Source organism: Ensifer aridi (assembly GCF_002078505.1).
GTDB classification, from domain to species: Bacteria; Pseudomonadota; Alphaproteobacteria; order Rhizobiales; family Rhizobiaceae; genus Sinorhizobium; species Sinorhizobium aridi.
The window spans coordinates 371,097-394,641 of record NZ_LUAV01000012.1; the positions used below are offsets into that span (position 1 = coordinate 371,097).

Below are 23,545 nucleotides of genomic sequence, written 5' to 3' on the forward strand. Positions count from 1 at the left end.
AAAGACGCACGGCGCTGTAGTCTCAACTGCCGCGGTAGGTGGAGTAGCCGTAAGGCGAGAGCAGCAGCGGCACATGATAATGGCTGCCGGGATCGGCGATGCCGAAACGCAGGGGAATGAGATCGAGGAAGGCGGGGTCCGGAAGCGCGACCCCCTTTGCCCTGAGATAGTCGCCGGCATGGAAGAGCAATTCATAAGTGCCGGCCGTGAAATCGGTACCCTCGACCAGCGGTCCGTCGACGCGCCCATCGCTGTTGGTGTGGACCGTGCGGATCAGTCTCCGCTCTTCGCCCTCCAGCCAAAAGAGATCGATCCTCAAGCCCTCGGCCGGCTTGCCGAGCGCGGTGTCGAGGACGTGAGTCGTCAGGCGGCCGGTCTTGCTCATGGCGTCTGCCCCTTCAGCGGATCGGGAATGAGGAAGGACTCTTCGTAGAAGAACTCTTCGAGATTGTTGCCCGGACCCTCACGGTCGACGACGATGAACTCGCTGGCGGCGCCGATCGACATCAGCGGATGGTGCCAGACATTGCGGCCGTAATTCACCCCTTGCCGGCCCGATGCCAGGAAGACCCGCGGCCGGCCGGGCTGCCCGCCTTCATCGGCGGCGACCACCACCAGCCAGGGCCGATCACTGAGCGGCGAAAAGCTTTGGCTACCGAGCGGATGGCGCTCCATCATCGTAACGGCATAGGGAAAGATTCGCGGCTGACCACGGAAGATGTTGATGATGACCGCGGAACCCTCGCCCGCCACATCGACCCGGGCAAGTGCGTGATATCGTTCCGTGTTGCCGCCGTTGATGAAGCGCATCGCGGTGGGTTCGGTTTCGATGACGCTGCCGAACGGAGCGAAAGCCTCCTTCGTCAGAGGCTCGATCGAAAGCAGGCGCGACATCAGGCAGCAATTCCAGTTCTCTGCCTTCCGACGCCGAGATGCGCAGGCGTGGCCGCCGTGCTGATAGGACGGTCAGGAACGGCGTCAGGCATTTTCTTCTCCCGGAAGCATCGAACTGAGCCGCAGGCGGGCGATCTTCTCCACCTCGGCACAGGCGGTTTCAAATTCCTCTTCCGCGGAATTGTCAATGCGCCGCTCGAAAGCTGCGAGAATGTCTTCCTTCGTCAATCCCTTGACCGCAATGATGAAAGGGAAGCCGAATTTCTTCGTGTAGGCTGCATTCAGTCGGGTGAACCGCGCATGCTCTTCCGGAGATAGCCTATCGAGGCCGGCCGACGCCTGCTCGGCGCGCGAATCGGCTGTGAGTTCCCCGGCGACCGCCAGCTTGCCGGCAAGATCCGGATGGGCTCTCAAGACCGCCAGTCGCTCGGCGGGAGACGCCGCGCGAAACGCGTTGCAGAGCGCCGAGTGCACGTTGCCCGCAGTCAACCCTGCGGAGGCCGCGCGATCGAAGGCTCGCGCCGCCACCCAGGCCGAATGCTCGAAGACGCCGCCGAAGCGACGGACGAAATCGTCGCGCTCGGACATCAGCGCATCCCTTCGGGCTTGTGATGCTCGTACCAGTGGCGCGCGATGTCGATGCGGCGCGGCACCCAGACCTTCTCGTGCGATTTGACGTAATCAATGAATCGGGCGAGTGCCGCTGCGCGGCCGGGCCGGCCGACGATACGGCAATGCAGGCCGACATTCATCATCTTCGGGCTGCCGTCCTTGCCCTCCGCATAGAGCACGTCGAAGGTGTCCTTGAGATAGGTGAAGAACTGGTCGCCCGAGTTGAAACCCTGACTGGTGGCAAACCGCATGTCGTTGGCGTCGAGCGTGTAGGGGATGATGAGATGCGGCTTCTCGGGCGTCAGCCCCGGTACCCAGTAGGGAAGCTCGTCCGCGTAGGAGTCGCAGGAATAGAGAAAACCGCCCTCCTCCAGGACAAGCTTCAGCGTGTTGGCGGAGGGCTTGCCCTGATAAATGCCGAGCGGCCGCTCGCCCGTGAGTTCCGTGTGCAGCGCCACCACCTCGCGGATATGCTGCCGCTCCACCTCTTCCGGAAAGTCCTTGTATTCTAGCCAGCGTAGGCCGTGGCTGGCGATCTCCCAGCCCGCCTCCTTCATCGCGGCAACCGCCTCCGGGTTGCGCGCCATGGCGAGCGTCACACCATAGACCGTCAGCGTCACGTCGCGGCTCGTGAACATACGCCACAAACGCCAGAAACCGGCGCGCGCGCCATATTCGTAGATCGACTCCATATTGAGGTTGCGCTGTCCTGCCCAAGGCTGAGCACCGACGATCTCGGACAGCAGGCACTCCGATGCCGGATCCCCGTCGAGAATGCAACTCTCCCCGCCCTCTTCGTAATTCAGAACGAATTGCACGGCTATGTTCGCACCGCCGGGCCAGCGCACCTCGGGCGGCGTGCGTCCATAGCCGACGAGATCGCGGGGATAGGAATTCTCGATCATCAACTCACCCTTCGATTCTTCCGGAACGGTAGCACCGCGCACCGGATTGTCGAGATGAAAGTGACAATGGGAAACGACGCTTAGATCACAGTTCGAACGAGCCTTGCTCTAGCGCCCGGCCCGCAGGGCGGCGGCAAGTAGCGATGGCCTCACAGCATCGCCCTGAGCCGGGGGAACCTCCGTGAACCGTCTCGTCTTGTCGCCACGCGGGCGGGCGGAAATCTTGCCGAGCGGATGCTGCGAATGCACGCGCATCGGTGCCCCCGTCTCCGGCTCGACGAAGAGAGCGAGGCTTTCGATCCTGAGCGGGCCGCTCAGAAGCGGTTCGAAAAGACCCCGCAGTGCAGGCTCCAGCCGCCGGCCGACATCGGCATTCAGAGGACCGGTGAGCTTCATGTGGAAACGATATTCGTCCATCACGTAAGGGTCGCCCCACCGATGCAGGTTGGTGAACTGCGGTGCGGTCAATCGGTCGGGGTCGGCGCGCTCGATCTCGTCTTCGCCAAGCGGCGCGCGAAACCTGTCGAACGCCTGCACCACACGGGCGGCAAGCAGATGCATCGCCTGGCTCGGCACTGCCGGCACCAGCCCGAAGCACTGGCTGAGGCGCGCCACCTCCATCCGCTCGATCTCGAACGGCGCCTCCGCGCTCGTAAAGAGCATCAGCGCCTTGAGGAGCTGAGCTTCATCCATGTCCGGGGCGAGGCGGAAAGGCGCCATGATCATTGCATGAAAGCCGAAGCGGCGCGGCACGGCCGTGTGAAACGCAACCTCCGAGACCGCAAGGCCGGCCAAGGCCGGCAACTCCACCGGCTCGCCGGAATAGACGCTGCGGCCGAGCCAACTGGCGGCGGCGGCCGACAGCGGGTCTCCCATCGGCGGGGTAAAACAGATTGCGTAGCGCATCGCGCATGCTCCGGTCCGACCTGAGCGTGATCGTGGGCGTGGCGTTCCGCCCGCATCCCGCTCGAAGTCATCGTGATCTATGGGGCGCGTGTTAAGTGATTTGCGTGACAGATTGACGAAGTTCGCTGCCTATAGCGTGGTCGTGAACCGGCAGTTGGTCCGCCCTTCAACTTACCGCAGCGCCGCGATGTGATGCGCGCAGCGGAACGTTTCCGGCAAAGCGGCCGTCGCTCGGCCGGCGATCTCGTCGATGACGGCGCGCGCCAGAACATGCGCGATGGCGAAGCTGACCTTGAACCCGCCCGTCAGCACAAACAGTTTTCCGTGGTCGGGATGGCGGCCCACCATGGGTTCCCGGCCCGTGGCCTTCGGCCGCAGGCCCGCCCAGCGCTCGATCACCGGGGCGCCGCGCAGGGCGGGCGCCAGGGCAGCCGCCCGCTCGATCAGCGCATCCAGTTGCGCGTCGGTGGACGGCGGCTCGACGAAGTGGTTCTCGCTGGTGCTGCCGACGGCAACGTGACCGTCTTCATGAGCGACGATGTAGAGCCCATCGGTGAAGATGATCGGCGATGCCGGATCGACTGCGGCTCTGAGCAGGGCAGCCTGCCCCTTAACGGCGCCGCCGCTCGGCGCGCTGCGCCGCTCCGTCAGCCGGTCGACCAAGGTGAAGCTCTCGACACCGGCTGCGATGATGCAGCTACCGAAGGTCAACGCCCGCCCGTCCGCGAGCAGAAGCCGGCCGCGCGCCGGATCGACCGCTGTGACCTCCGCCTCCTCCTCGATCCGGACATGGGGAAATTGGTCGAGCGCCGCTCGGAGCGCCTTAAGCAGGCTGCGCGGCGCCACCCGCGCCGCGAGCGCATCGTGAACGATGCCGAAGGGCGCCGCGTCGGCGGCCGGCCAGTCCCCGGCATCGGCTTCGCGGACGTGCCAGTGGAACCGCCGCTCGCCGGCAGTCCAATGTCGCGCCGCGTCCTGCTCGTGGCCTAGCGCGATGTCGCGCAGATGCGGCCTGCCGAGCGGCATGATCCGACCGCAGCGGCAATAGCCGGCCGAAAGACCCGTCGCCGCTTCCAGCGCGGCGATCTCGCCCTCGAGCGAGACGAGAGCGTCGAACTGGAACTGCTTCTTGGCATTCCAGCGATCGGGCATGTGTGGCATCAGCGCGCCGAGGAGCCCGCCGCTCGCGCCAGCGCCGATCTGGCGGCGCTCGAGCAGGCGCGTTTCGATACCGGCTCGCCCGGCCATCATGGCGGCCCACAGACCCATGATGCCGCCGCCTACGATCAAAACTTCGCTCATCGATTGACCTTCTCGGGTCGGAGGACTATCGGCATTGCCATGACAGGCAGCGATCTCCGACAGAGCCATCCGCCATCGCGGCAAAGCCTCGAATGGCATGACGGCGATATGCCCTACTCAAAGGAATTTGGCGACCACTTTTATTGCCGCACCGACGGGCGGCTCGAGTGCGGCCATGTCTTTCTTGCCGGCAACGGACTGCCGGAGCGCTGGCGGGCCGGCGGCGCCTTCACCATCGGCGAGCTCGGCTTCGGCACCGGTCTCAATTTCTGTGAGACCTGGCGGCAGTGGAATGGGATAGGCTCCAGCGGTGGCCACCTACACTTCGTTTCCTTCGAACGCTTTCCGATGGAGGCGGCCGAAATAGACCGGGCGCTTTCCCATTGGCCCGAGATCGAGTGTGAGCGGCGGGCCCTTGTCGCGAACTGGCCGGAAACGCCGAAAGAGCGTGTCGAAATCGATTTTTCCGACAAGGTGCGGCTGACCGTGGTCTGCGGGCCCGCGCTCGAGGGCGTCGCCGCCTCTCCCGAACGCTTCCATGCGTGGTATCTCGACGGCTTCGCGCCGTCGCGAAATCCGGACATGTGGTCGCCGGAATTGATGCAGCTCGTCTTCGACAAGACCGCGGCGGGCGGCACCTTCGCAACCTACGCCGCAGCCGGGTTCGTGCGCCGCAATCTCGTGCGCGCGGGCTTCCTCGTCGAACGCCGACCAGGTTTTGCCGGCAAGCGTGAGATGCTGCGCGGCGACAATGCTTGAGGCTCGCCTATCCAGGGAAGACCACGGACTTCACGGTCGCGATCAATTGGTCGGTCGGCACCGCGACGCAATTCCGATCAATCTCGGCGAGAGTTCTTTCCTTGACCTGGTGCGAGAGCAGCTTTCTGAGATCGCCCAGCGTCCTCGGCGCAGCGCAGATCACGAGATTCTCGAAGGCATGCTCATGCGCATAGTGGTCGAGTTTCCCGGCAATCTCCATGGCAAAGCGATGCTGCTCCTCGCGCACCGGATCGCTGCTGTATTCCATCGCCGAGCGGCCGTGACCGACCGACGAATGGCTGCGGCCCGGTTTGTCGGCCATGATGTCCTGGCGACGTTTGGTTTCGATCTGGAACATCTCCACTTCCGGCTGCTGGCGTCCGTCCTTCAGCAAGTTGACGTCTTTGACGATGCGCGCCGTGTTTCCATCGGCTGCCAGTATCCAAATCCGGTTCCGCACTATTTTTCCCCCGTGTTTGCAGGATAGGTGGGCGACGGTTCACTACAGCGCCGCGCGTCTTATCAGAGGCGCAAAGGGCGCTGTAGCACTTTGAATTGCTGCATGTCTTTGTCTTTAAATCGAGGTCGATTTAAGGAGACATGCAGTAGAGCGCGTCGCCTTCAATCGAAATTCATGCGACGCGCTTTAGGTCTTTGTTTTTGTGCATGTCGTCCCAATACCGCTGCACAGTTTCGGGCGACATGCATTAGTCAGAACGACAAAGGCCGCGTGAGGTTCCTTCGCACCGCCAGTCTCCTGCGTCCGCAATCAGCCGGTGCAGCCTAGATTCGGGCAAGATAGGCATCGAAACTGCGTTCCGGCGCCGGCTCGTACCGCTCGCGCTGAACCTTGAGCGAAACGATCCTGTCGACCCGGAAGTCGCGGAAGTCCTGGCGCAATTCGCACCAGGCCGTCAGCAGCCAATTGTGCCCGAAAATGCTGAGACCGAGCGGCCAAATTGTACGCTCGGACGTGTCTTCTGCAAGGCTTTCATATGTGATGTGAAGCTTCCGCTCATCGGCGATTGCCGCACGGATATTGCCAAGCAGCCCCGGCGGCTCGGGCTGGAGCGCCGAGCGAAAGGCGCGAAGCGGCGCGCTTCTCAATTTCTTCGCATGCTCGGGGGGCAAACCCTGCCCGATCTTTTCCATCGCCTCGCGCGCCGCCTGCGCCAGCCGCCTGTCGCCGAGCATCTGCACGGCGCGCACGCCAAAGGCCAGCGCCTCGAGTTGCTCGAAGGTGAAGGCGAGCGGTGGCGCATCGAAGGCCTCGCGCAGCAGATAGCCGACGCCGCGCTCGCCATCGATCGGCGCACCCGAAGCGATCAGATGTTGCATGTCGCGATAGATCGTGCGGGGCGCGACCTCCATTCTCTCGGCGATCTCGCGCGCCGTCATCGCACGGCCCGTGGCGCGCATGAGCTGGATGATGCGAAACAGTCGGTCGGCGGGCCGCATGGCGTTTCCCGTTTGCGAGATTATGGCCATAAGGCTGGCAGTTGGAGTGTGATTTAGTCAAGCGGTATTCAAGAGGGAGACACCGATGACGACTGAACATGTTCTCGAACTCGCCGTTTGCACCGTGGCGGACAAGGAGCAGGCGCTTGCGGCGCGCAGGCAGGCCATGCAGGCGGTCGCCCGCTATCCCGGCTTCGTCTCCTGGCGTGCGGTAACGGCCTGCGAAACGGCCGATATGCTCGCCGATCTCGTCGAATGGGAAAACCTAGACGCGGCGCAGGCGACCGGCAAACGCGTCATGACGGATCCGGAGTTCGCCCCTTACATGGCGGCGATCAGCTCGGTTCAGCTGATGCAGCATTTCCAAACCGAGCAGCAGATTTGAGCTAAGCTGGAGCCTTTCATGGCCGAACCACTGAAGAATCTTCTGCATCCCGGCGTCGTGCTCGATATCGCCGATCATCTCGCCCTGCATGGCTCGGCTTTCGATCGCGACGGTTTCGTCGCGCTGGCGGGGAACGGGCTTCAATCGCTGGAGCTCATGCAGCGGTCCCTGCAAATCCGGGATGCGCTTGTTGAGACGCTGCCGGCAGACTTCGCCGCGGCGGCTGCGTTGCTTGGAGCGATCCTTCCGAACGGCAATGAGCCTGGCCTCACCGGCTGGGCGCTTTTACCCGTGAGCCAGTTCATCGCTGTGCGCGGGCTTGAGGACTTCGATCTTTCGCTGAGCCTCCTCCACTGCCTGACGCCGCATTTCACCGGCGAGTTTGCGATCCGCCCCTTCATCCACCAGGACCAGGACCGCGCGCTCGCAACGATTTACGGCTGGGTCGAGGACAGCAACCATCACGTCCGCCGACTTGCCAGCGAGGGTACGCGCCCGCGTCTGCCATGGGCGATGCGGCTGCCGAAGCTCGTCCGCGATCCGCGACCGATCCTTCCGATCATCACCGCGCTCCTCGACGATCCAGAGGACTATGTGCGTCGCTCCGTCGCCAATAATCTCAACGACATCGGCAAGGATCATCCCGAACTCGTGGCGGATTTCGTCGCCGAGAACATCGACGGGGCGACGCCGCAGCGGCTTCGGCTGCTGCGGCATGCCTCCCGCACGCTCCTGAAGCAAGGGCATCGCGCTGCGCTCGCCAATTTCGGCTTCCGGCCGCCCTCCGGCATAAAGACCGGTCTTTCGCTTGCCACACCGATTGTCCGCTTCGGCGGCCATCTCGTCTTCGGTCTGACGCTGCGCAATGAAAATCGCGCAAAGCAGCAGGTCATGATCGACTACGCCGTGCATCACCGAAAGGCAAACGGCAGCACGTCGCCGAAAGTGTTCAAATGGACGACGGCAACGCTCCAACCGGGCGCGGCCGTCGCGTTCGAAAAGCGCCATCCCATGCGGCCGATCACTACGCGGCGCTATTATGGCGGCGCCCACCGGGTCGTTGTCCTCATCAACGGCGAGCCGGCCGCCGACGCGGATTTCGAGCTTTCCATCGCGTAAGTCACGGACCGATTTCGCACCTGCGAAAGATGTAGCTTGACTTTCCGGACCAAAACAACGATCTAAAGCTCGCGTCACCTTCCGGCCGCCGCGTGAGCGCGCCCTCGGCAACCACTTTCAAGCCGTGAAGAAGGAAAAGCGCGATACATCCGCCGCGAGTTGCGGCAGCACAGGCGCTTGACGATTTCTCTTTAACCCACAAGTTCCCAATTCACGCGGGGTTCTTGACGCCAGACGACACCGGAACAGCAAGATGCGGTTCCGGCGCGAGCGTTTGGCGCCCCGAAAGGTATACCCATTGTCCAATTTTAAGGCGCTCGGCCTCTCCGAGCAGATCCTTGCGACCCTCTCCGTCAATGGTTTCGAAAAGCCGACGCCGATCCAGGCGCAAGCCATTCCGCTGGTCCTTAAGGGCCACGACCTTATCGGCCTTGCCCAGACGGGCACAGGCAAGACGGCAGCTTTCGGCCTGCCGATGATCGAGAAGCTCGTCGCCGACGGCAAGCGCCCCGATCCGCGCAACATCCGCGCCCTCGTGCTTGCGCCGACGCGTGAACTCGTCAACCAGATCGCGGCCAATCTCAGGCTCTTCGTGCACAAGACCCCGCTCAAGGTCGGCATCGTGGTCGGCGGCGTCTCGATCAACAAGCAGACCGAGCAACTCGCCCGCGGCGTCGACATTCTCGTCGCCACGCCGGGCCGCCTGCTCGACCTCGTCGCCCGCAAGGCCGTGACGCTGACCCAAGGGCGCTATCTCGTCCTCGACGAGGCCGACCAGATGCTCGACCTCGGCTTCATCCATGACCTCCGCAAGATCTCGAAGCTCGTGCCGAAGAACCGTCAGACGCTGCTCTTCTCCGCAACGATGCCGAAGCTGATCGCAGAGCTCGCCGGCGAGTATCTCACTGATCCGGTCAAGGTCGAGGTCACGCCTCCGGGCAAGGCCGCCGATAAAGTCGAGCAATATGTCCACTTCGTCCCCGGCAAGGACCTGAAGACGACGATCCTCAAGCAGTCGCTGACCGCGAACCCCGACGGCCTGTCGCTGGTCTTCAGCCGCACGAAGCACGGCGCCGAGAAGCTTATGAAGCATCTCGACCAGGTCGGCTTCAAGGCCGCGTCCATCCATGGCAACAAGAGCCAGGGCCAACGCGAGCGCGCGCTGAAGGCCTTCCGCGACGGCGAGATCCGCGTGCTCGTGGCAACGGACGTCGCCGCCCGCGGCATCGACATTCCCGGCGTCACCCATGTCTATAACTATGACCTGCCGGAAGTGCCGGATGCCTATGTCCACCGCATCGGCCGCACGGCGCGCAACGGTCGGGACGGCATTGCGATCGCCTTCTGCTCGCCGGATGAAATCCGGCTGCTCCGCGACATCGAAAAGCTCATGGGCATAAAGATCGCGGTTGCAAGCGGTGAGGCACCGGCTGACCAGGCTCGTCCATCCAAAGGCCGCGGCGGTCGCGGCAACGGCCAGCATCGCGGCAACGGCGGTCAGCGTCAGGACGGCGGCCAGCGCGGCAAGCGGCCGGCGCGCGAATCGGCGGTGACCGGCGGCTTTGCCGGCGACGAGCTGCTGCGCGATGACCGCCCGCACGAGCGCCGTGATCACCGTTCGACCGGCCACGGCCACCACGACGGCCGGGCGGAAGGCAACCGCAATCACGAAAACCGCACGCATCACGGCCGTCCGGGAGCGAAGCATGGCGACCCGCGCCGCAGCGCCGGTGAACCCGGAAACCGCCGGGAAGGCGGTCAGGGGATGCGCCGCACCGAAAAGCGCGGCCGCCAGGGCTGACGCAAAACGGTTTGCGAAACATCGCCCCAAGAGCCCGCAGTGCTTTTGGGGCGGATGTGCACGAATAAAGGCTTACAGCGCGCGCCGCATGAATTCGTTTTCAACGTGAAGCGCTTCGATCGCGGAATTCATCTGCGATCAGTCTGGTTGCGCGGCTTTCAGAACGTTATCTCGGCAGCGGCCAGAACCTCCACTTTCGCCATGCCCGCATCGAAACCGTCGAGTGTTTCATTGTGATGTGCGACGATCTCGGGAAACGTAAGGCTTCCTGAATCCGACGTCATATGGCCATCCGCGACGAGCGTCACGTCATATCCAAGCGAAACCGCCCGCCTCACGGTCGTGTCGACACAGAACTGCGACATGCAACCGCCGACGACCAGATGTGTTATGGACCGGTCCTTAAGGCGCTCGGAAAGATCCGTCTCGAAGAAAGAGTCGCAGCTTTTCTTGTGCACGACGACGTCGTTCTCCCGCGGTGCGATTTCGTGGCGAATGGCCCAGCCGTGGGTCCCGATAGCCAAACGGTGCTCCGGAGTGCCGTCATGCTGCACGAGCACCACCGGAACTCCGGCAAGCCGAGCCTCCTGTTGAAGGCCGCGCAAGCGCGCCACCGTCTCATTCAGCGCCGCATCGATATGCGGCTGCCGCTCCGGCGTGCCTTTTCCCGAAAGAATCGCGTTTTGCACGTCGATTATCAGTAGTGCTTTGCTCATTCCGATTGAAGCTCCGAGAATGTACTTCTGTTAGGCCACGGTTGCCTTGGCTGCGCGGTCGCCGGTCGGCGACGGGTTGTCGGCCTTGCGATTGGTGAGATAGACGCCCAGCACGGCGATAATCGTGCCGACGATCATCGGCAGGGTCAGTGCTTCACCGAAGAAGAGCGCTGCCTGAACGGCCGCGAGCGGCGGCACCAGATAGATGAGCGAAGCGGCGCGGGAGACCTGCCCCCGGCGGATGAGATAAAGCAGAAGCGCGATCGCCCCCATGGACAGGCCGAGCACCGACCAGGCAAGCGCCGCTACGAGCTGAAGATTCCATGTCACGCGCAGGTCCTCCAGTATCAAAGCCAGGGGAATGGTGACGATCAGAGCTCCGACATATTGCAGCGTCGCGATCGCCCGAATGTCGCCATTCTGAAGATGCCGCTTCTGATAGAGCGTGCCATAGGTCACGGCCGCCATGCCGAGCACATTGATCGCTACCGGCAGCAGATGGATTGGTGTCGCAGCCGCATCGATCGCCAGCATCTTCGGCAATACGGCGAGCGTTATGCCGAGAAAGCCGAGCACCAGCCCCAGTTTCTGGCGGCCGCTCAGATTTTCGCCGATCAAGAAAGGCGCAACCGCCGCCGTCATCAAGGGTTGCAGCCCGGCGATGATGCCGGAGATCGCCGCGGGCACACCCTCCCCGATCGCCCACCACACGGCGCCGAGATAGAGGCCGTGAAGGAAAATGCCGGACACGACCGCATGGCCGACAACGGTCAAGGAACTCGGCCAGCGCGCCCCGGTCGCCGCACAGAAGCCGATGAAGAGCAGGATGGCGAAACTGTAGCGCAGCGCGAGGAAAGTCAGCGGATCGGCGAAGAATGCCGCGTATTTCGCCACGACCCATCCCGTCGACCAGAGCAGCACAAAGATGGCGGGGGCCAGGCGAGCGAGCATTGTCGGATGTTCCTAAAGATACGGAGAGTGACCGCGCAGGATCGCTGACTGGGCGATAGAGCGGGTGGTGCTCCCCGTCAAAGCAATTTTTCTGATGGCTGTGATCAACGAATCGGAATCATCAGGCGAAGCGAGGAGGCGGACGGGGAGACGAAGCCGGCCTCGTATTCCTCGCGATAGTGCAGACAGCTCGTGTCGACGATATGCCCCTCAGCCGCGATCCAATCGAACATCCTTTGGTACTGGACGAAGACGTCCCCGCCCTCCGGGTGGTGCATCGTCGTCACGAAGCGCATGGCTGGCAGATCCATATGGTCGGGCTCAGCGAAGGTTGCGCGATCTTCCCCGACATAGCCGACGAGATAGCTGAAGCCCTCCGATCGCACGTTCCAGGAAAGGCCGATGAGGGCGGCATGGTCGCGCGGATGGGTGCGCCGGCGATGCTCCTGCGTCTCCGCGATCAGCCGATGAATGGCGCCGTCCGCCGCTTCGACGAACGTGCCCTCCCATAACCGGCCGGTGATCCGTTGCGCCGGCCGTTCCACGATCTCGTAAATTGCCTCCATCGACCCTCCCCGACGTTGCAGGTCGTGCCTATTCTGGCCGATCGCGGCGATTATGCGCCTTTGCGAAGGGTCGGCAAGGCAGGCGAGCATGGAAGCGCTCCCGCCGCACCGCTCAAATTTCAAGCATCTGCCCATTTTCTGGAAAGAGCCCGGGGTTCGTGCCGAAACTAGGCGTGAGTGGCAACGAATTCCGGCGCAGCGACATGCAGTGAAGGCGCCTCAAATCGTCTCAAGACAATTCGAAGATTCTTGAGCGGCGAACGTGCACGCTTCTTGCATTGCACTCGGCGTTGTACTCAAATGGTCAAAAATAAGGGGACCACGCTTTTGGCATTTGACGAAATGATGAATGCGGACAGCAGCCCGCGCCAGCCATATTCGACCTATCATCAATGGTATGCCAGTCAGGACCGAAACCGGCTCATAGCGAAATCGAAAGAAGCCGAGAACATCTTCCGCAAGACCGGTATCACCTTCGCAGTCTACGGACACGCGGACTCCTCCGAAAAGCTCATCCCCTTCGACCTGATCCCCCGCATCATATCCGGCCGCGAATGGCGACGCCTCGCCCAGGGCATCGAACAGCGCGTGATCGCGCTCAACGCCTTCCTCGATGACATCTACCACAAGCAGGAGATCATCCGCGCCGGCCGAATCCCACGCGAACTGATCGAGAAGAACGACGCCTTCCTGCCGCAGATGATCGGCTTCCGGCCGCCGGGCGGCGTCTACACCCATATTGTCGGCACCGATATCGTGCGCACCGGCGAAGACCAGTTCTACGTGCTGGAAGACAATGCCCGCACGCCTTCCGGGGTCAGCTACATGCTGGAAAACCGGGAAACCATGATGCAGATGTTCCCGGAACTCTTCCATCAGAACCGGGTGCGGCCGGTCGAAAACTATCCCTATCTGCTCCGCCAGAGCTTGTCGTCGCTGGCACCTCCCGGTTGCGCCGGCAAGCCGCGTGTCGCCGTTCTCACGCCCGGCATCTACAATTCCGCCTTCTACGAGCACGCTTTCCTCGCAGACATGATGGGCGTCGAACTAGTGGAAGGCTCGGATCTCCGCGTCATCGACGGCAAAGTGAAGATGCGCACGACGCGAGGCTACGAGGCGATCGACGTGCTTTATCGCCGGGTCGACGACGATTTCCTCGATCCCCTTACCTTCCGCCAGGATTCGGCCCTCGGCATTCCCGGCATCATGGATGTCTATCGCGCCGGCAACATCACCATCGCCAATGCGCCCGGCACCGGTATCTCGGACGACAAGGCGATCTACTCCTACATGCCGGAGATCGTCGAGTTCTATACCGGTCGTAAGCCGCTTCTCGAAAACGTGCCAACCTGGCGCTGCTCGGAACCGCAGAGCCTCAAATACGTACTCGAACATCTGGAGGAACTCGTCGTCAAGGAAGTGCACGGCTCCGGCGGCTACGGCATGCTGGTCGGCCCGACCGCGAACAAGAAGGAGCGCGCCGTCTTTGCCGAAAAGCTCAAGGAGCGGCCCGGCAATTATATCGCCCAGCCGACATTGTCGCTCTCGACAGTGCCCATCCTGGTCAATAAGGGCATCGCGCCACGCCACGTCGATTTGCGGCCCTACGTGCTCGTCTCCGACAAGGTGCAGATCATTCCGGGCGGCCTTACCCGCGTCGCGCTCAAGGAAGGCTCCCTGGTGGTGAATTCCAGTCAGGGCGGCGGGACCAAGGATACCTGGGTACTGGAGGACTGAGGCCATGTTGGGAAGAACTGCGAACGGCCTCTACTGGATGTTCCGCTATATCGAGCGCGCGGAAAACGGCGCCCGACTGATAGACGCCGGCCTGCGAATGTCGCTCACCCGCAGCGAAGCGACCGAGGACGACTGGGACGGCGTGCTGCAAAGCGCCGGCGTGCGCGAGCTCTACGACGAGGTGCACGACACGCTGACGAGCAGCGATGCCATCGACTTCCTGCTGCGGGATCACGCCAACCCGTCGAGCGTCATGTCCTGCATCGACGCGGGCCGCCACAATGCGCGCATGGTCCGAACGGCGCTGACGCGGGAGACCTGGGAGGCGACCAACGAATGCTGGATCGAGATGAAGGCGATGCTCGCCAAGAAGGTGCGGCCCGCCGACATGCCTGAAATCATCGACGCCATCAAACGCCGGGCGGGCCTCATCCGCGGCGCCTTTCACGGAACGATGCTGCGGAACGAGATCTTCAACTTCTCGCGCATCGGCACCTTCATCGAGCGGGCCGATAACACAGCTCGCATCCTGGACGTCAAATATTACGTCCTGCTGCCAGCGGTCTCCGCCGTCGGATCGTCGATGGACAATGTGCAGTGGGAATCGATCCTGCGCTCGGTCTCGGCACACCGAGCCTATGGCTGGGTCTATGATGCCGAACTCAAGCCCGCCAACATCGCCGACTTCCTGATCTCGAACGGCCGCATGCCGCGTTCGCTCGCCTATTGCTACGAGAAGATCGTCTCCAATCTGGGTTATCTCGCGCGCGAATACGGCGAAAGGCACGCCGCCCACGAGACGGCTGAAGAGACGCTCGCGTCGCTCCGCAACCGCTCGATCAAGGACATCATGGATCAGGGCCTGCACGAATATCTGGAGGAATTCATCAGCCACAATAACCGTCTGGGGCAGGAGATCTCCGACGGCTACCGGTTCTATCACTGAGGTTCAGGAGAAGAGAATGCACCTGAAAATCAGCCACGCGACCGAATACCGTTACGACGAGCCGGTACAATACGGGCTGCAGCGCCTGCGCCTGACGCCGACGAACCAGCCCGGCCAGACGGTCTTGAACTGGAGAACACTCGTCGAAGGCGCCGTCATCGAGGTCGGCTACGACGACCACTTCGGCAACCGCACGCATCTCGTCAGCATCGACGGGGATCGGGAGAGCTTTCGCATAGAGGCGAGCGGTGAGGTGGAAACGGAGGACCGCGCCGGCGTCCTCGGCCCGCACCAGTCCCACGTGCCGCTATGGCTCTACGCGCGCGAGACCCCACTCAGCAAAGCCGGCAAGTTGATCCGCGAGCTCGCGAAATCGGCCGAAGGCGGGACCGACCTCGAACGCATGCACTCGCTGATGGCGATCATTCACGAAACGGTCAAATACGTGCCAGGCGAGACACAGGTCCAGACCACCGCCGAGGAGGCGCTGGAGCGCGCCAAGGGCGTATGCCAGGACCATGCCCATATCCTGATTTCCGCCGCGCGCGCGCTCGGCCTGCCCGCCCGCTATGTGTCGGGCTATTTGATGACGGAGGACCATCCGGAGCAGACCGCAAGTCACGCCTGGGCCGACGTGCACATCCCCAGCCTCGGCTGGGTCGGCTTCGACCCCGCCAACAAGATCTGCCCGGACGACCGCTATGTCCGGATCGCCCACGGCCTCTGCTACCGCGATGCCGCGCCGGTATCAGGGCTCGTCCACGGGGTTGCCAGCGAGACGTTGAAGGTGGCGGTGACGGTGGAGCGGCAGGGACAGCAGCAGGCGCAAAGCCAGAGCCCGGGTGACCAGAGTCAGACGCAGGGCCGGTGAGTGTCGGTCAGCAAATGGGCGGTCCGCCGCCAGTATTGCCCGTCATCCGCCTGCCGGCCACCTTCTCCCCGCAAGCGGGGCGAAGGGGATTTGCGGCGCCCACTCAGTCCCCTCTCCCCGCCTGCGGGGAGAGGGTTAGGGTGAGGGGGCAAATCTCGAAGCAAGGCGGCAAGCAACCGCCCCGCCACCTCACTCAATGGCTGTCCCGGTCCATCGGGATGCGGTCACCGCGCGCCCCGACTAGGAAGTCGAGGTCGGCGCCGGTGTCGGCCTGCAAGACGGTCTTGATGTAGAGGCCGCCGTAACCGCCGGTGAGCGGCTTGACCGGCGAGACCCAGGCCGCGCGGCGACGGGCGAGTTCCTCGTCCGACACATGAAGGTGCAGCTTACGGTTCGGGATATCGACTTCGATCAGGTCGCCGTTCTCGACGAGAGCCAACGGTCCGCCCTCGGCAGCTTCCGGTGCCGTGTGGAGGATGACGGTGCCGTAGGCGGTGCCCGACATGCGCGCATCCGAAATGCGGATCATGTCGGTGATGCCCTTCTTCAAGACCTTCGGCGGCAGGCCCATATTGCCGACCTCGGCCATGCCCGGATATCCCTTCGGGCCGCAATATTTCAGCACCATGATGCAGTTCTCGTCGATGTCGAGATCGTCGCGATTGATGCGGGCGTGGTAGTCCTCGATGCTCTCGAAGACGACCGCGCGTCCTTTATGCTGCATCAGGCGAGGCGACGCCGCGGAAGGCTTTAGAACGGCGCCCCGCGGAGCGAGGTTGCCGCGCAGCACGGCAATGCCGCCCGACTGCGTCAGCGCCTTTTCGCGCGGCAGGATAACGTCTTCATTGTAGTTGACGACGCCCTTGACGTCGTTCCAGATCGTATCGCCGCTGACCGTGATCGCGTCATTGTGCAGGAGCCCCATCTCGGCAACGGCCTTGATCACCACCGGCAGGCCGCCCGCATAATAGAACTCCTCCATCAGATATTTCCCGGAGGGCTGCAGGTTGACGATCGTCGGCACGTCACGGCCGAGTCTGTCCCAATCGTCGAGTGTCAGGTTGACGCCGACGCGGCCTGCGAGCGCCAGCAGGTGCAGCACCGCGTTGGTCGAGCCGCCGACCGCACCGTTGACGCGGATCGCGTTTTCAAAAGCCTGCTTGGTTAGAATGTCGGAAGGCTTCAGATCTTCCTTGACCATCTCGACGATGCGGCGGCCGGTGAGCTGCGAAATCACCCGGCGGCGAGCGTCGACGGCGGGGATGGCCGCGTTACCGGAGAGCGTCATGCCGAGCGCTTCGGCCATCGACGCCATGGTCGAGGCCGTGCCCATGGTCATACAGCTTCCCGCCGAGCGGGCCATGCCCTGTTCCGCATCCATGAACTCGTCCAGCGTCATCTCGCCGGATTTCACCATTTCGGAGAACTGCCAGATCGCGGTGCCGGACCCGACGTCCTTGCCGCGCCATTTGCCGTTGAGCATCGGACCGCCGGAGACGACGATCGCCGGAATGTCCACGCTCGCGGCGCCCATCAGAAGGCTGGGCGTGGTCTTGTCGCAGCCGCCGAGCAGCACCACGCCGTCGACCGGATTGCCGCGGATCGCCTCTTCGACATCCATCGCCGCAAGGTTGCGGAACATCATCGCCGTCGGACGCAGCGTGCTCTCGCCGGTTGAGAAGACCGGGAATTCCACCGGGAAGCCGCCGGCTTCGTAGACGCCGCGCTTCACCCGCTCCGCAAGGTCGCGCAGATGCGCGTTGCAGGGGGTGAGTTCCGACCAGGTGTTGCAGATGCCGATGATCGGCCGCCCGTCGAAGGTGTCGGCGGGAAGCCCCTGGTTCTTCATCCAGGAACGGTGCATGATGGCATTCTTGCCAGTTCCGCCGAACCATTCCTGCGAACGGAGCTTGCGCGGCCACTCAGCTTTCTTCTTCATCTCTTCCTTCCTTCAGGCCCGCGGAACCGGGCGGGAGCACGTCGGCGTTAGAGCGGGATGAGGGCGCGGCTTTCCGCCCGCATCCCGCTCTCAACTCTTCAAGCCAGCGTGTAGGCTGTCTTGACGATTGTGTAGAATTCGGCGGCGTATTTGCCCTGTTCGCGCGGACCGTAGGAGGAGCCCTTGCGGCCGCCGAACGGCACGTGGAAGTCGACGCCGGCCGTCGGCAGGTTGACCATCACCATGCCGGCCTCGGCATTGCGCTTGAAATGCGTCGCATGCTTCAAACTGGTGGTGGCGATGCCGGAGGAAAGCCCGAAAGGCGTGTCGTTGGCGACGGCAAGCGCCTCCTCATAGTCCTTCACCCGGATCACCGCCGCGACCGGTCCGAAGATCTCTTCACGGGAAATCCGCATCTCGTTGGTCGCCTCGGTGAAGAGCGCCGGCTCAAGGTAGAAGCCGGGCGTGTCGCGCGAAATCAGTTCGCCGCCGAAGGCGAGCTTAGCGCCTTCCTTTTTGCCGATGGTGATATAGTCCGTGTCCTGATTGAGCTGGCTCTGATCGACCACCGGGCCGATATGGGTGCCGGGCTTCAGCGCGTCGTCGACGACGAGCCCCTTCATGCGCTCGCCCATCGCCGCAACGAACCTGTCGTGGATGCCGTCGGTGACGATAATGCGCGACGAGGCGGTGCAGCGCTGGCCGGTCGAGAAGAAGGCCGAATTGACCGCCGCTTCGACGGCGACCGAGAGATCGGCGTCATCGAGCACGACGAACGGGTTCTTGCCGCCCATCTCGAGCTGGAACTTGCGATTGTGTTCGACCGAGGCGGCGGCGACCCGTTTGCCGGTGCCGACGGAGCCGGTGAAGGTGATCGCCTGAACGTCCGGGCTGTCGAGCATCGCCTGACCGACGACTGAGCCCTTGCCCATGACGAGGTTCAAGACGCCCTTGGGCAGGCCGGCGCGATGAAGAATGTCGACAATGGCCCAGGAGCAACCGGGCACCAGCTCGGCCGGCTTGAAGACGACGGTGTTGCCGTAGCAAAGTGCCGGGGCGATCTTCCAGGCGGGGATGGCGATCGGGAAATTCCACGGCGTGATGATGCCGACGACGCCGACCGGCTCGCGGGTGATCTCGACGCCGATATTCGGCCTAACCGACGGGATGACCTCGCCAGCCAAGCGCAGGCACTCGCCGGCGAAGAACTCGAAGATCTGGCCGGCGCGCACCGTCTCGCCGATGCCCTCCGCGAGCGTCTTGCCTTCCTCGCGCGACAGCAGCCGTCCGAGTTCGTCCTTGCGGGCGAGGATCTCGTCGGCGGTCTTCTTCAGGATCGCGTGGCGCTCGAGGATGCCCGAGCGCGACCAGGCCGGAAAGGCGGCCTTGGCCGCCGCGATCGCGGCTTTCGCGTCGTCGGCGGTGGCGCGGGCATATTCTCCGACGACGTCAGCGGTGTTCGACGGATTGATGTTGGCGACACCGTCGCCGCCGACCCATTCGCCGGCAATCAGGTTCTGGTGAAGTGTCATGGGCCTTAAGCCTCCTTGTCTTCCTGTCGCATTCGGCCGCCCGTCGCGACCGCGTCCGCTGTTACAGATATATCAGAGCTGATGTATGGCGATCTCTTCCTCCGCGGCGATTGCCAGCGGATTGCGCAATGGCAGGCCGAACTCCTTGGCCTCGATCTCGAATACGTCGCCCTCCTCCGTCCGGACGCCGTCGCCGAAGGAGAGCGTCGCCGTGCCGAACATGTGCACATGCACATCGCCGGGCACGCGGAAGAGGCCATACTTGAAATGGTGATATTCGAGATTGGCGAAGCTGTGCGACATGTTCGTCTCGCCGGAAAGGAAGGGCTTCTCCCACAGAACCTTTCCGCCCCGCAGGATGCGCGACGTGCCGCGGATGTCGTCGGGAGCGGTGCCTATGCGAATTTCCGGCCCGAAGCTTGCCTGCCTGAGCTTCGAATGTGCCAGCCAGAGATAATTGACCCGTTCGGTCTTGTGATCGGAGAACTCGTTGGCAACGGCAAAGCCGATGCGATAGGGCACTCCCTTGTCGGAGACGACATAGATGCCCGCCATTTCCGGCTCCTCGCCGCCGTCCTCCGCGAAGGAGGGCGACGTCAGCGGCTCACCCGGAGCGACTGCAGCCGTGCCATTGCCCTTGTAGAACCATTCCGGTTGGACGCCCTTTTCGCCCGGCTTCGGCTTGCCGCCATCAAGGCCCATCCGGAACATCTTCATCGAATCGGTCAGCGTTTCTTCCGCCGCCTCGGCGGTCTTCTTGTGCATCGCGTCGCGCGTTGCCGCCGAGCCGAGGTGCGTCAAGCCCGTCCCGGTGAGGTGCAGGTGGGCGGGGTCGGGATGGGTGATCGGCGGGAGCAGCCGTCCTTCGGCGTAGGCCTGCTCGAGATCGATCGTTTCGCCGAGGCCCTTGGCCTCGATCACTTCCTTGAGGCTCTTGCCGCCATTCGCAGCTTCCATCGCCAGCGCGTAGACGCTCTCCGCCCCCCTGACGGCACGCGCCGTTTCGCCCGGCGCCCGCACCGCGACTGCAACCGATCCGTCTTGCTTCCTGACTTGAGAAATCAGCACGTTCCTGTCCTTCCTGATCGCGTTAGCTCCGGCCACGCCCTCCCCTGAGGAAAGGCAATGCGCCGCCCTACTGCATGTTTCCTTAAATCATCCGATTTAAGGATAAGAACATGCAGCACTTCAAAGTGTTACAGCGACCTTTGCGCGTCTGATAAGACGCGCGGCGCTGTAAGGGTGGCACGCGCCACCCAGTTCCGGCGGCCGCCTCGGCCGCCCGTTCATGTCGCGGTCGTTGGGAGCTGACCGGAAATCCGATCAGCCCTTGCCCTTGTTCTTGTTGTAGACGTCGAAGAAGACGGCTGCGAGGAGCACGAGACCCTTGATGAGCTGCTGGTAATCGATGCCGATGCCCATGATCGACATGCCGTTGTTCATCACGCCCATGATGAAGGCGCCGATGACCGCACCGGTGATCTTGCCGACGCCACCCGAGGCGGAGGCGCCGCCGATGAAGCAGGCCGCGATGACGTCGAGTTCGAAGCCGACGCCGGCCTTCGGGGTTGCCGAGTTCAGGCGCGCCGTGATGATCATGCCGGCAAGAGCGGCAAGCACGCCCATGTTGACGAAGGCGTAAAAGGTCAGCCGCTCGGTGTTGATGCCGGAGAGCTTGGTGGCCTTCTCGTTGCCGCCCATCGCATAGACCCGGCGACCGATCGTCGACCGTGTCGTGACGAACGTATAGGCAGCGATCAGCACGCCCATGACGATGAGTACGTTCGGCAGGCCGCGATAGGTCGAAAGCTGGAACCCGATGAACAAGGCAACGAGGCCGATGACTGCCATCTGGACTGCGAAGAAGATGAACGGCTCGTTCTCGGTGCCGTGCTGCTCGTTGATCCGGCGATCGCGCAGGCCCGCATAAATCGCATAGCCGACGAGCGCCAGGACCGCCACGAGCGCCACCATGTTCTTGATGACCTCGGGGCTCGGGTTGAGGAAGTAGAGGAAGTCGGGAACGAAGCCGGTCGAAAGAATCTGAAAGTCCTTCGGAAACGGCCCAATCGGACGCCCGCCGAGGACGACGTAGGTCATGCCGCGGAATACCAGCATGCCGGCGAGCGTGACGATAAATGACGGGATCTTCTGATAGGCCACCCAGTAACCCTGCGCCGCTCCCATGATCGCGCCGACGACAAGACAGGCGGGAACGACGACGAAGGCCGGCAGCCCCCATTTGACGAGCATGATCGCCGAAATGGCCCCGACAAAAGCGACGATCGAACCGACCGACAAGTCGATATGACCGGCCACGATGATCAACAGCATGCCCAGCGCCATGATGACGATGAAGGAGTTCTGCAGCACCAGGTTCGTGATGTTGACCGGCCTGAAGAGAACGCCGTTGGTGACGAACTGGAAGAACAGCATGATGATCACGAGCGCGACCAGCAGGCCGTATTCGCGAATGTTGTTCCTGAGGTAGTCCCCGATCGAGGGTTTGGTGGTGTGAGTGCTCGTATCGACGACCATTAGTGTTTCTCCCCTGAACGCATGATGGCACGCATGATGGATTCCTGGCTTGCTTCCTCCTTGGAAAGCTCCGCCACGATGCGTCCCTCGTTCATGACATAGATGCGATCGCAGGTTCCGAGCAGCTCCGGCATCTCCGACGAGATCATCAGGATGCCTTTGCCCTCGGCCGCGAGTTGGTTGATGATGGTGTAGATCTCATACTTCGCGCCGATGTCGATACCGCGTGTCGGCTCGTCGAGTATGAGGACTTCAGGATTGGTGAACAGCCACTTGGAAAGCACGACCTTCTGCTGGTTGCCGCCGGAAAGGTTCACCGTCTCCTGATAGATCGAATGCGAACGGATCCGGAGCTTCGAGCGGTAGTCCGAAGCGACCTTCCGCTCCTTGCGCTCATCGATGACGCCGTTCGACGCAACCGAGTGCAGGTTGGCGAGCGTCGTGTTGTGCATGATGTTGTTGATCAGGACGAGGCCCAGTTGCTTACGGTCCTCGGTCACGTAGGCAAGCCCGGCCTTGATCGCCTTCGGGATGGTACTCACGTCTACCCGTTGGCCGCGCATCGTCACCTCACCGGTGATCTTGTGGCCCCACGACTTGCCGAAAATGCTCATCGCCGTTTCGGTACGACCGGCGCCCATGAGTCCGGCAATACCCACGACCTCGCCGGCGCGAACCTTGAAGCTGACATCGTGCAGGAACTGCCTGTCGCGGTGATGCTGATGGAAGACGTTCCAGTTCTTCACCTCGAGCAGCGTATCGCCGATCTTCGGTTCGCGCGGCGGATAACGGTCTTCCATCGCGCGCCCGACCATGCCCTTGATGATCCGGTCTTCGCTGATGTCTTCCTTGTGGCAGTCAAGCGTTTCGACGGTACCGCCGTCGCGCAGGATGGTGATCTGGTCGGCTACCTTTTTGATCTCGTTCAGCTTGTGCGAGATGATGATCGACGTCATGCCCTGGGTGCGGAACTCCATGAGGAGGCGCAGCAGCGCGTCGGAATCATTCTCGTTCAGCGACGCGGTCGGCTCGTCGAGGATCAACAGCCGCACCTCCTTGGAGAGCGCCTTCGCGATCTCGACAAGCTGCTGCTTGCCGACGCCGATGTCGGTGATCAGCGTCGCCGGAGACTCGCTGAGGCCCACCTTCTTCAGCAGTTCCTGCGTGCGAGCGAAGGTCTGCGGCCAATGGATGACGCCGTTGCTGGCGATCTCATTGCCGAGAAAGATGTTCTCGGCAATCGACAGCAGCGGAACGAGCGCCAACTCCTGGTGGATAATGATGATGCCGAGATGTTCGCTGTCGGCGATCGTGCTGAAGCGACGGGCCTCGCCGTCATAATAGATCTCGCCCTCGTAGGTCCCGGCGGGATAGACGCCGCTCAGCACCTTCATCAAGGTCGACTTGCCGGCGCCATTTTCCCCGACGAGGGCATGGATTTCGCCTTCGCGGACCTTGAACGAGACATTGTCCAGCGCCTTGACGCCCGGAAACGTCTTCGTAATGCCCCGCATTTCCAGAATGATGTTGTCCATAATCAGCTATTCCAGCGGCAGTCTGCGAGAGACTACAGGCTCTCTTCCCCGCTGCATGATTCCCCGGATCGTT

The 23,545-nt window shown here is 62.8% G+C and carries 23 protein-coding genes; 7 read left to right on the forward strand and 16 right to left on the reverse strand.

What is annotated here, in order from left to right; translation table 11 throughout:
- Positions 1 to 22: 22 nt before the first annotated feature.
- From uraH to AYK65_RS11890, 6 genes are all read right to left on the reverse strand, one after another.
- The gene (uraH, locus tag AYK65_RS11865) at positions 23 to 385 is read right to left on the reverse strand and encodes a hydroxyisourate hydrolase (RefSeq protein WP_026618019.1); all 363 of its coding nucleotides are present in this window, start codon (positions 383 to 385) and stop codon (positions 23 to 25) included.
- The gene (locus tag AYK65_RS11870; RefSeq protein ID WP_046118584.1) at positions 382 to 894 is read right to left on the reverse strand and encodes an ureidoglycolate lyase; all 513 of its coding nucleotides are present in this window, start codon (positions 892 to 894) and stop codon (positions 382 to 384) included. The genes uraH and AYK65_RS11870 overlap by 4 nt, the downstream gene beginning before the upstream one ends.
- Before the next feature lie 84 nt (positions 895 to 978).
- Positions 979 to 1,482: a 2-oxo-4-hydroxy-4-carboxy-5-ureidoimidazoline decarboxylase gene (gene uraD / locus AYK65_RS11875; RefSeq protein ID WP_081158484.1), complete on the reverse strand. Its 504-nt coding sequence runs from the start codon at positions 1,480 to 1,482 to the stop codon at positions 979 to 981.
- Positions 1,482 to 2,411 carry an allantoinase PuuE gene (gene puuE, locus AYK65_RS11880; RefSeq protein WP_046118582.1) on the reverse strand — a complete coding sequence of 310 codons (930 nt, stop codon included), beginning with the start codon at positions 2,409 to 2,411 and terminating at the stop codon, positions 1,482 to 1,484. The genes uraD and puuE overlap by 1 nt, the downstream gene beginning before the upstream one ends.
- A gap of 108 nt (positions 2,412 to 2,519) precedes the next feature.
- Positions 2,520 to 3,317, reverse strand: a complete 798-nt coding sequence (locus tag AYK65_RS11885; protein ID WP_081158486.1) for a DUF1045 domain-containing protein — start codon at positions 3,315 to 3,317, stop codon at positions 2,520 to 2,522.
- A 171-nt stretch (positions 3,318 to 3,488) separates the two neighbouring features.
- A complete protein-coding gene (locus AYK65_RS11890; protein ID WP_081158488.1) occupies positions 3,489 to 4,619 on the reverse strand; it encodes an NAD(P)/FAD-dependent oxidoreductase in 1,131 nt (376 codons plus the stop codon).
- 39 nt (positions 4,620 to 4,658) lie between these two features.
- On the opposite strand from AYK65_RS11890, the gene mnmC2 reads away from it, so the two are divergent.
- A complete protein-coding gene (mnmC2, locus tag AYK65_RS11895) occupies positions 4,659 to 5,378 on the forward strand; it encodes a tRNA (5-methylaminomethyl-2-thiouridine)(34)-methyltransferase MnmC2 (RefSeq protein ID WP_081158490.1) in 720 nt (239 codons plus the stop codon).
- A gap of 7 nt (positions 5,379 to 5,385) precedes the next feature.
- On the opposite strand, the gene AYK65_RS11900 is transcribed toward mnmC2, so the two are convergent.
- Together AYK65_RS11900 and AYK65_RS11910 are read right to left on the reverse strand one after the other, a co-directional pair.
- The gene (locus AYK65_RS11900) at positions 5,386 to 5,838 is read right to left on the reverse strand and encodes a host attachment protein (RefSeq protein ID WP_026618025.1); all 453 of its coding nucleotides are present in this window, start codon (positions 5,836 to 5,838) and stop codon (positions 5,386 to 5,388) included.
- A 323-nt stretch (positions 5,839 to 6,161) separates the two neighbouring features.
- Positions 6,162 to 6,836 carry a helix-turn-helix transcriptional regulator gene (locus AYK65_RS11910; protein ID WP_026618026.1) on the reverse strand — a complete coding sequence of 225 codons (675 nt, stop codon included), beginning with the start codon at positions 6,834 to 6,836 and terminating at the stop codon, positions 6,162 to 6,164.
- Positions 6,837 to 6,921: 85 nt separating this feature from the next.
- On the opposite strand from AYK65_RS11910, the gene AYK65_RS11915 reads away from it, so the two are divergent.
- The 3 genes from AYK65_RS11915 (at position 6,922) to AYK65_RS11925 (ending at position 10,141) form a co-directional block, all read left to right on the forward strand.
- Positions 6,922 to 7,221: a hypothetical protein gene (locus AYK65_RS11915; protein WP_081158492.1), complete on the forward strand. Its 300-nt coding sequence runs from the start codon at positions 6,922 to 6,924 to the stop codon at positions 7,219 to 7,221.
- A gap of 18 nt (positions 7,222 to 7,239) precedes the next feature.
- Positions 7,240 to 8,340, forward strand: a complete 1,101-nt coding sequence (locus AYK65_RS11920; protein ID WP_081158494.1) for a DNA alkylation repair protein — start codon at positions 7,240 to 7,242, stop codon at positions 8,338 to 8,340.
- A gap of 298 nt (positions 8,341 to 8,638) precedes the next feature.
- Positions 8,639 to 10,141: a DEAD/DEAH box helicase gene (locus tag AYK65_RS11925; RefSeq protein ID WP_081158496.1), complete on the forward strand. Its 1,503-nt coding sequence runs from the start codon at positions 8,639 to 8,641 to the stop codon at positions 10,139 to 10,141.
- Positions 10,142 to 10,299: 158 nt separating this feature from the next.
- On the opposite strand, the gene AYK65_RS11930 is transcribed toward AYK65_RS11925, so the two are convergent.
- The 3 genes from AYK65_RS11930 to AYK65_RS11940 all read right to left on the reverse strand — a co-directional run bounded on the left by AYK65_RS11930 (position 10,300) and on the right by AYK65_RS11940 (position 12,374).
- Positions 10,300 to 10,857 carry a cysteine hydrolase family protein gene (locus AYK65_RS11930; RefSeq protein ID WP_081158498.1) on the reverse strand — a complete coding sequence of 186 codons (558 nt, stop codon included), beginning with the start codon at positions 10,855 to 10,857 and terminating at the stop codon, positions 10,300 to 10,302.
- Positions 10,858 to 10,887: 30 nt separating this feature from the next.
- On the reverse strand, positions 10,888 to 11,808 hold the full coding sequence (locus AYK65_RS11935) for a DMT family transporter (protein WP_046118574.1): 921 nt from the start codon (positions 11,806 to 11,808) through the stop codon (positions 10,888 to 10,890).
- Positions 11,809 to 11,912: 104 nt separating this feature from the next.
- Positions 11,913 to 12,374 (reverse strand): GyrI-like domain-containing protein, encoded by a 462-nt coding sequence (locus tag AYK65_RS11940; protein WP_026618031.1) that lies wholly within the window; start codon positions 12,372 to 12,374, stop codon positions 11,913 to 11,915.
- Between the two features lie 342 nt (positions 12,375 to 12,716).
- On the opposite strand from AYK65_RS11940, the gene AYK65_RS11945 reads away from it, so the two are divergent.
- From AYK65_RS11945 to AYK65_RS11955, 3 genes are read left to right on the forward strand one after another with little or no spacing between them, the layout of a single operon-like run.
- Complete coding sequence (locus tag AYK65_RS11945) at positions 12,717 to 14,111, forward strand: circularly permuted type 2 ATP-grasp protein (protein ID WP_081158500.1); 1,395 nt, start codon at positions 12,717 to 12,719, stop codon at positions 14,109 to 14,111.
- A 4-nt stretch (positions 14,112 to 14,115) separates the two neighbouring features.
- Positions 14,116 to 15,057 (forward strand): alpha-E domain-containing protein, encoded by a 942-nt coding sequence (locus AYK65_RS11950; protein WP_026618033.1) that lies wholly within the window; start codon positions 14,116 to 14,118, stop codon positions 15,055 to 15,057.
- 16 nt (positions 15,058 to 15,073) lie between these two features.
- A complete protein-coding gene (locus AYK65_RS11955) occupies positions 15,074 to 15,928 on the forward strand; it encodes a transglutaminase family protein (RefSeq protein WP_081158502.1) in 855 nt (284 codons plus the stop codon).
- Positions 15,929 to 16,121: 193 nt separating this feature from the next.
- Here AYK65_RS11955 and araD read toward each other — a convergent pair whose 3' ends face one another.
- From araD to mmsA, 5 genes are all read right to left on the reverse strand, one after another.
- Complete coding sequence (gene araD, locus AYK65_RS11960) at positions 16,122 to 17,867, reverse strand: L-arabinonate dehydratase (RefSeq protein ID WP_026618035.1); 1,746 nt, start codon at positions 17,865 to 17,867, stop codon at positions 16,122 to 16,124.
- A gap of 98 nt (positions 17,868 to 17,965) precedes the next feature.
- On the reverse strand, positions 17,966 to 19,399 hold the full coding sequence (locus tag AYK65_RS11965; RefSeq protein ID WP_081158504.1) for an aldehyde dehydrogenase family protein: 1,434 nt from the start codon (positions 19,397 to 19,399) through the stop codon (positions 17,966 to 17,968).
- Positions 19,400 to 19,471: 72 nt separating this feature from the next.
- The gene (araD1, locus tag AYK65_RS11970; protein ID WP_081158506.1) at positions 19,472 to 20,467 is read right to left on the reverse strand and encodes an AraD1 family protein; all 996 of its coding nucleotides are present in this window, start codon (positions 20,465 to 20,467) and stop codon (positions 19,472 to 19,474) included.
- Positions 20,468 to 20,722: 255 nt separating this feature from the next.
- Positions 20,723 to 21,937 carry a multiple monosaccharide ABC transporter permease gene (gene mmsB / locus AYK65_RS11975; RefSeq protein ID WP_081158508.1) on the reverse strand — a complete coding sequence of 405 codons (1,215 nt, stop codon included), beginning with the start codon at positions 21,935 to 21,937 and terminating at the stop codon, positions 20,723 to 20,725.
- Positions 21,937 to 23,472 carry a multiple monosaccharide ABC transporter ATP-binding protein gene (mmsA, locus tag AYK65_RS11980; protein WP_081158510.1) on the reverse strand — a complete coding sequence of 512 codons (1,536 nt, stop codon included), beginning with the start codon at positions 23,470 to 23,472 and terminating at the stop codon, positions 21,937 to 21,939. Before mmsA ends, mmsB begins: the two co-directional genes overlap by 1 nt.
- Positions 23,473 to 23,545: the final 73 nt, after the last annotated feature.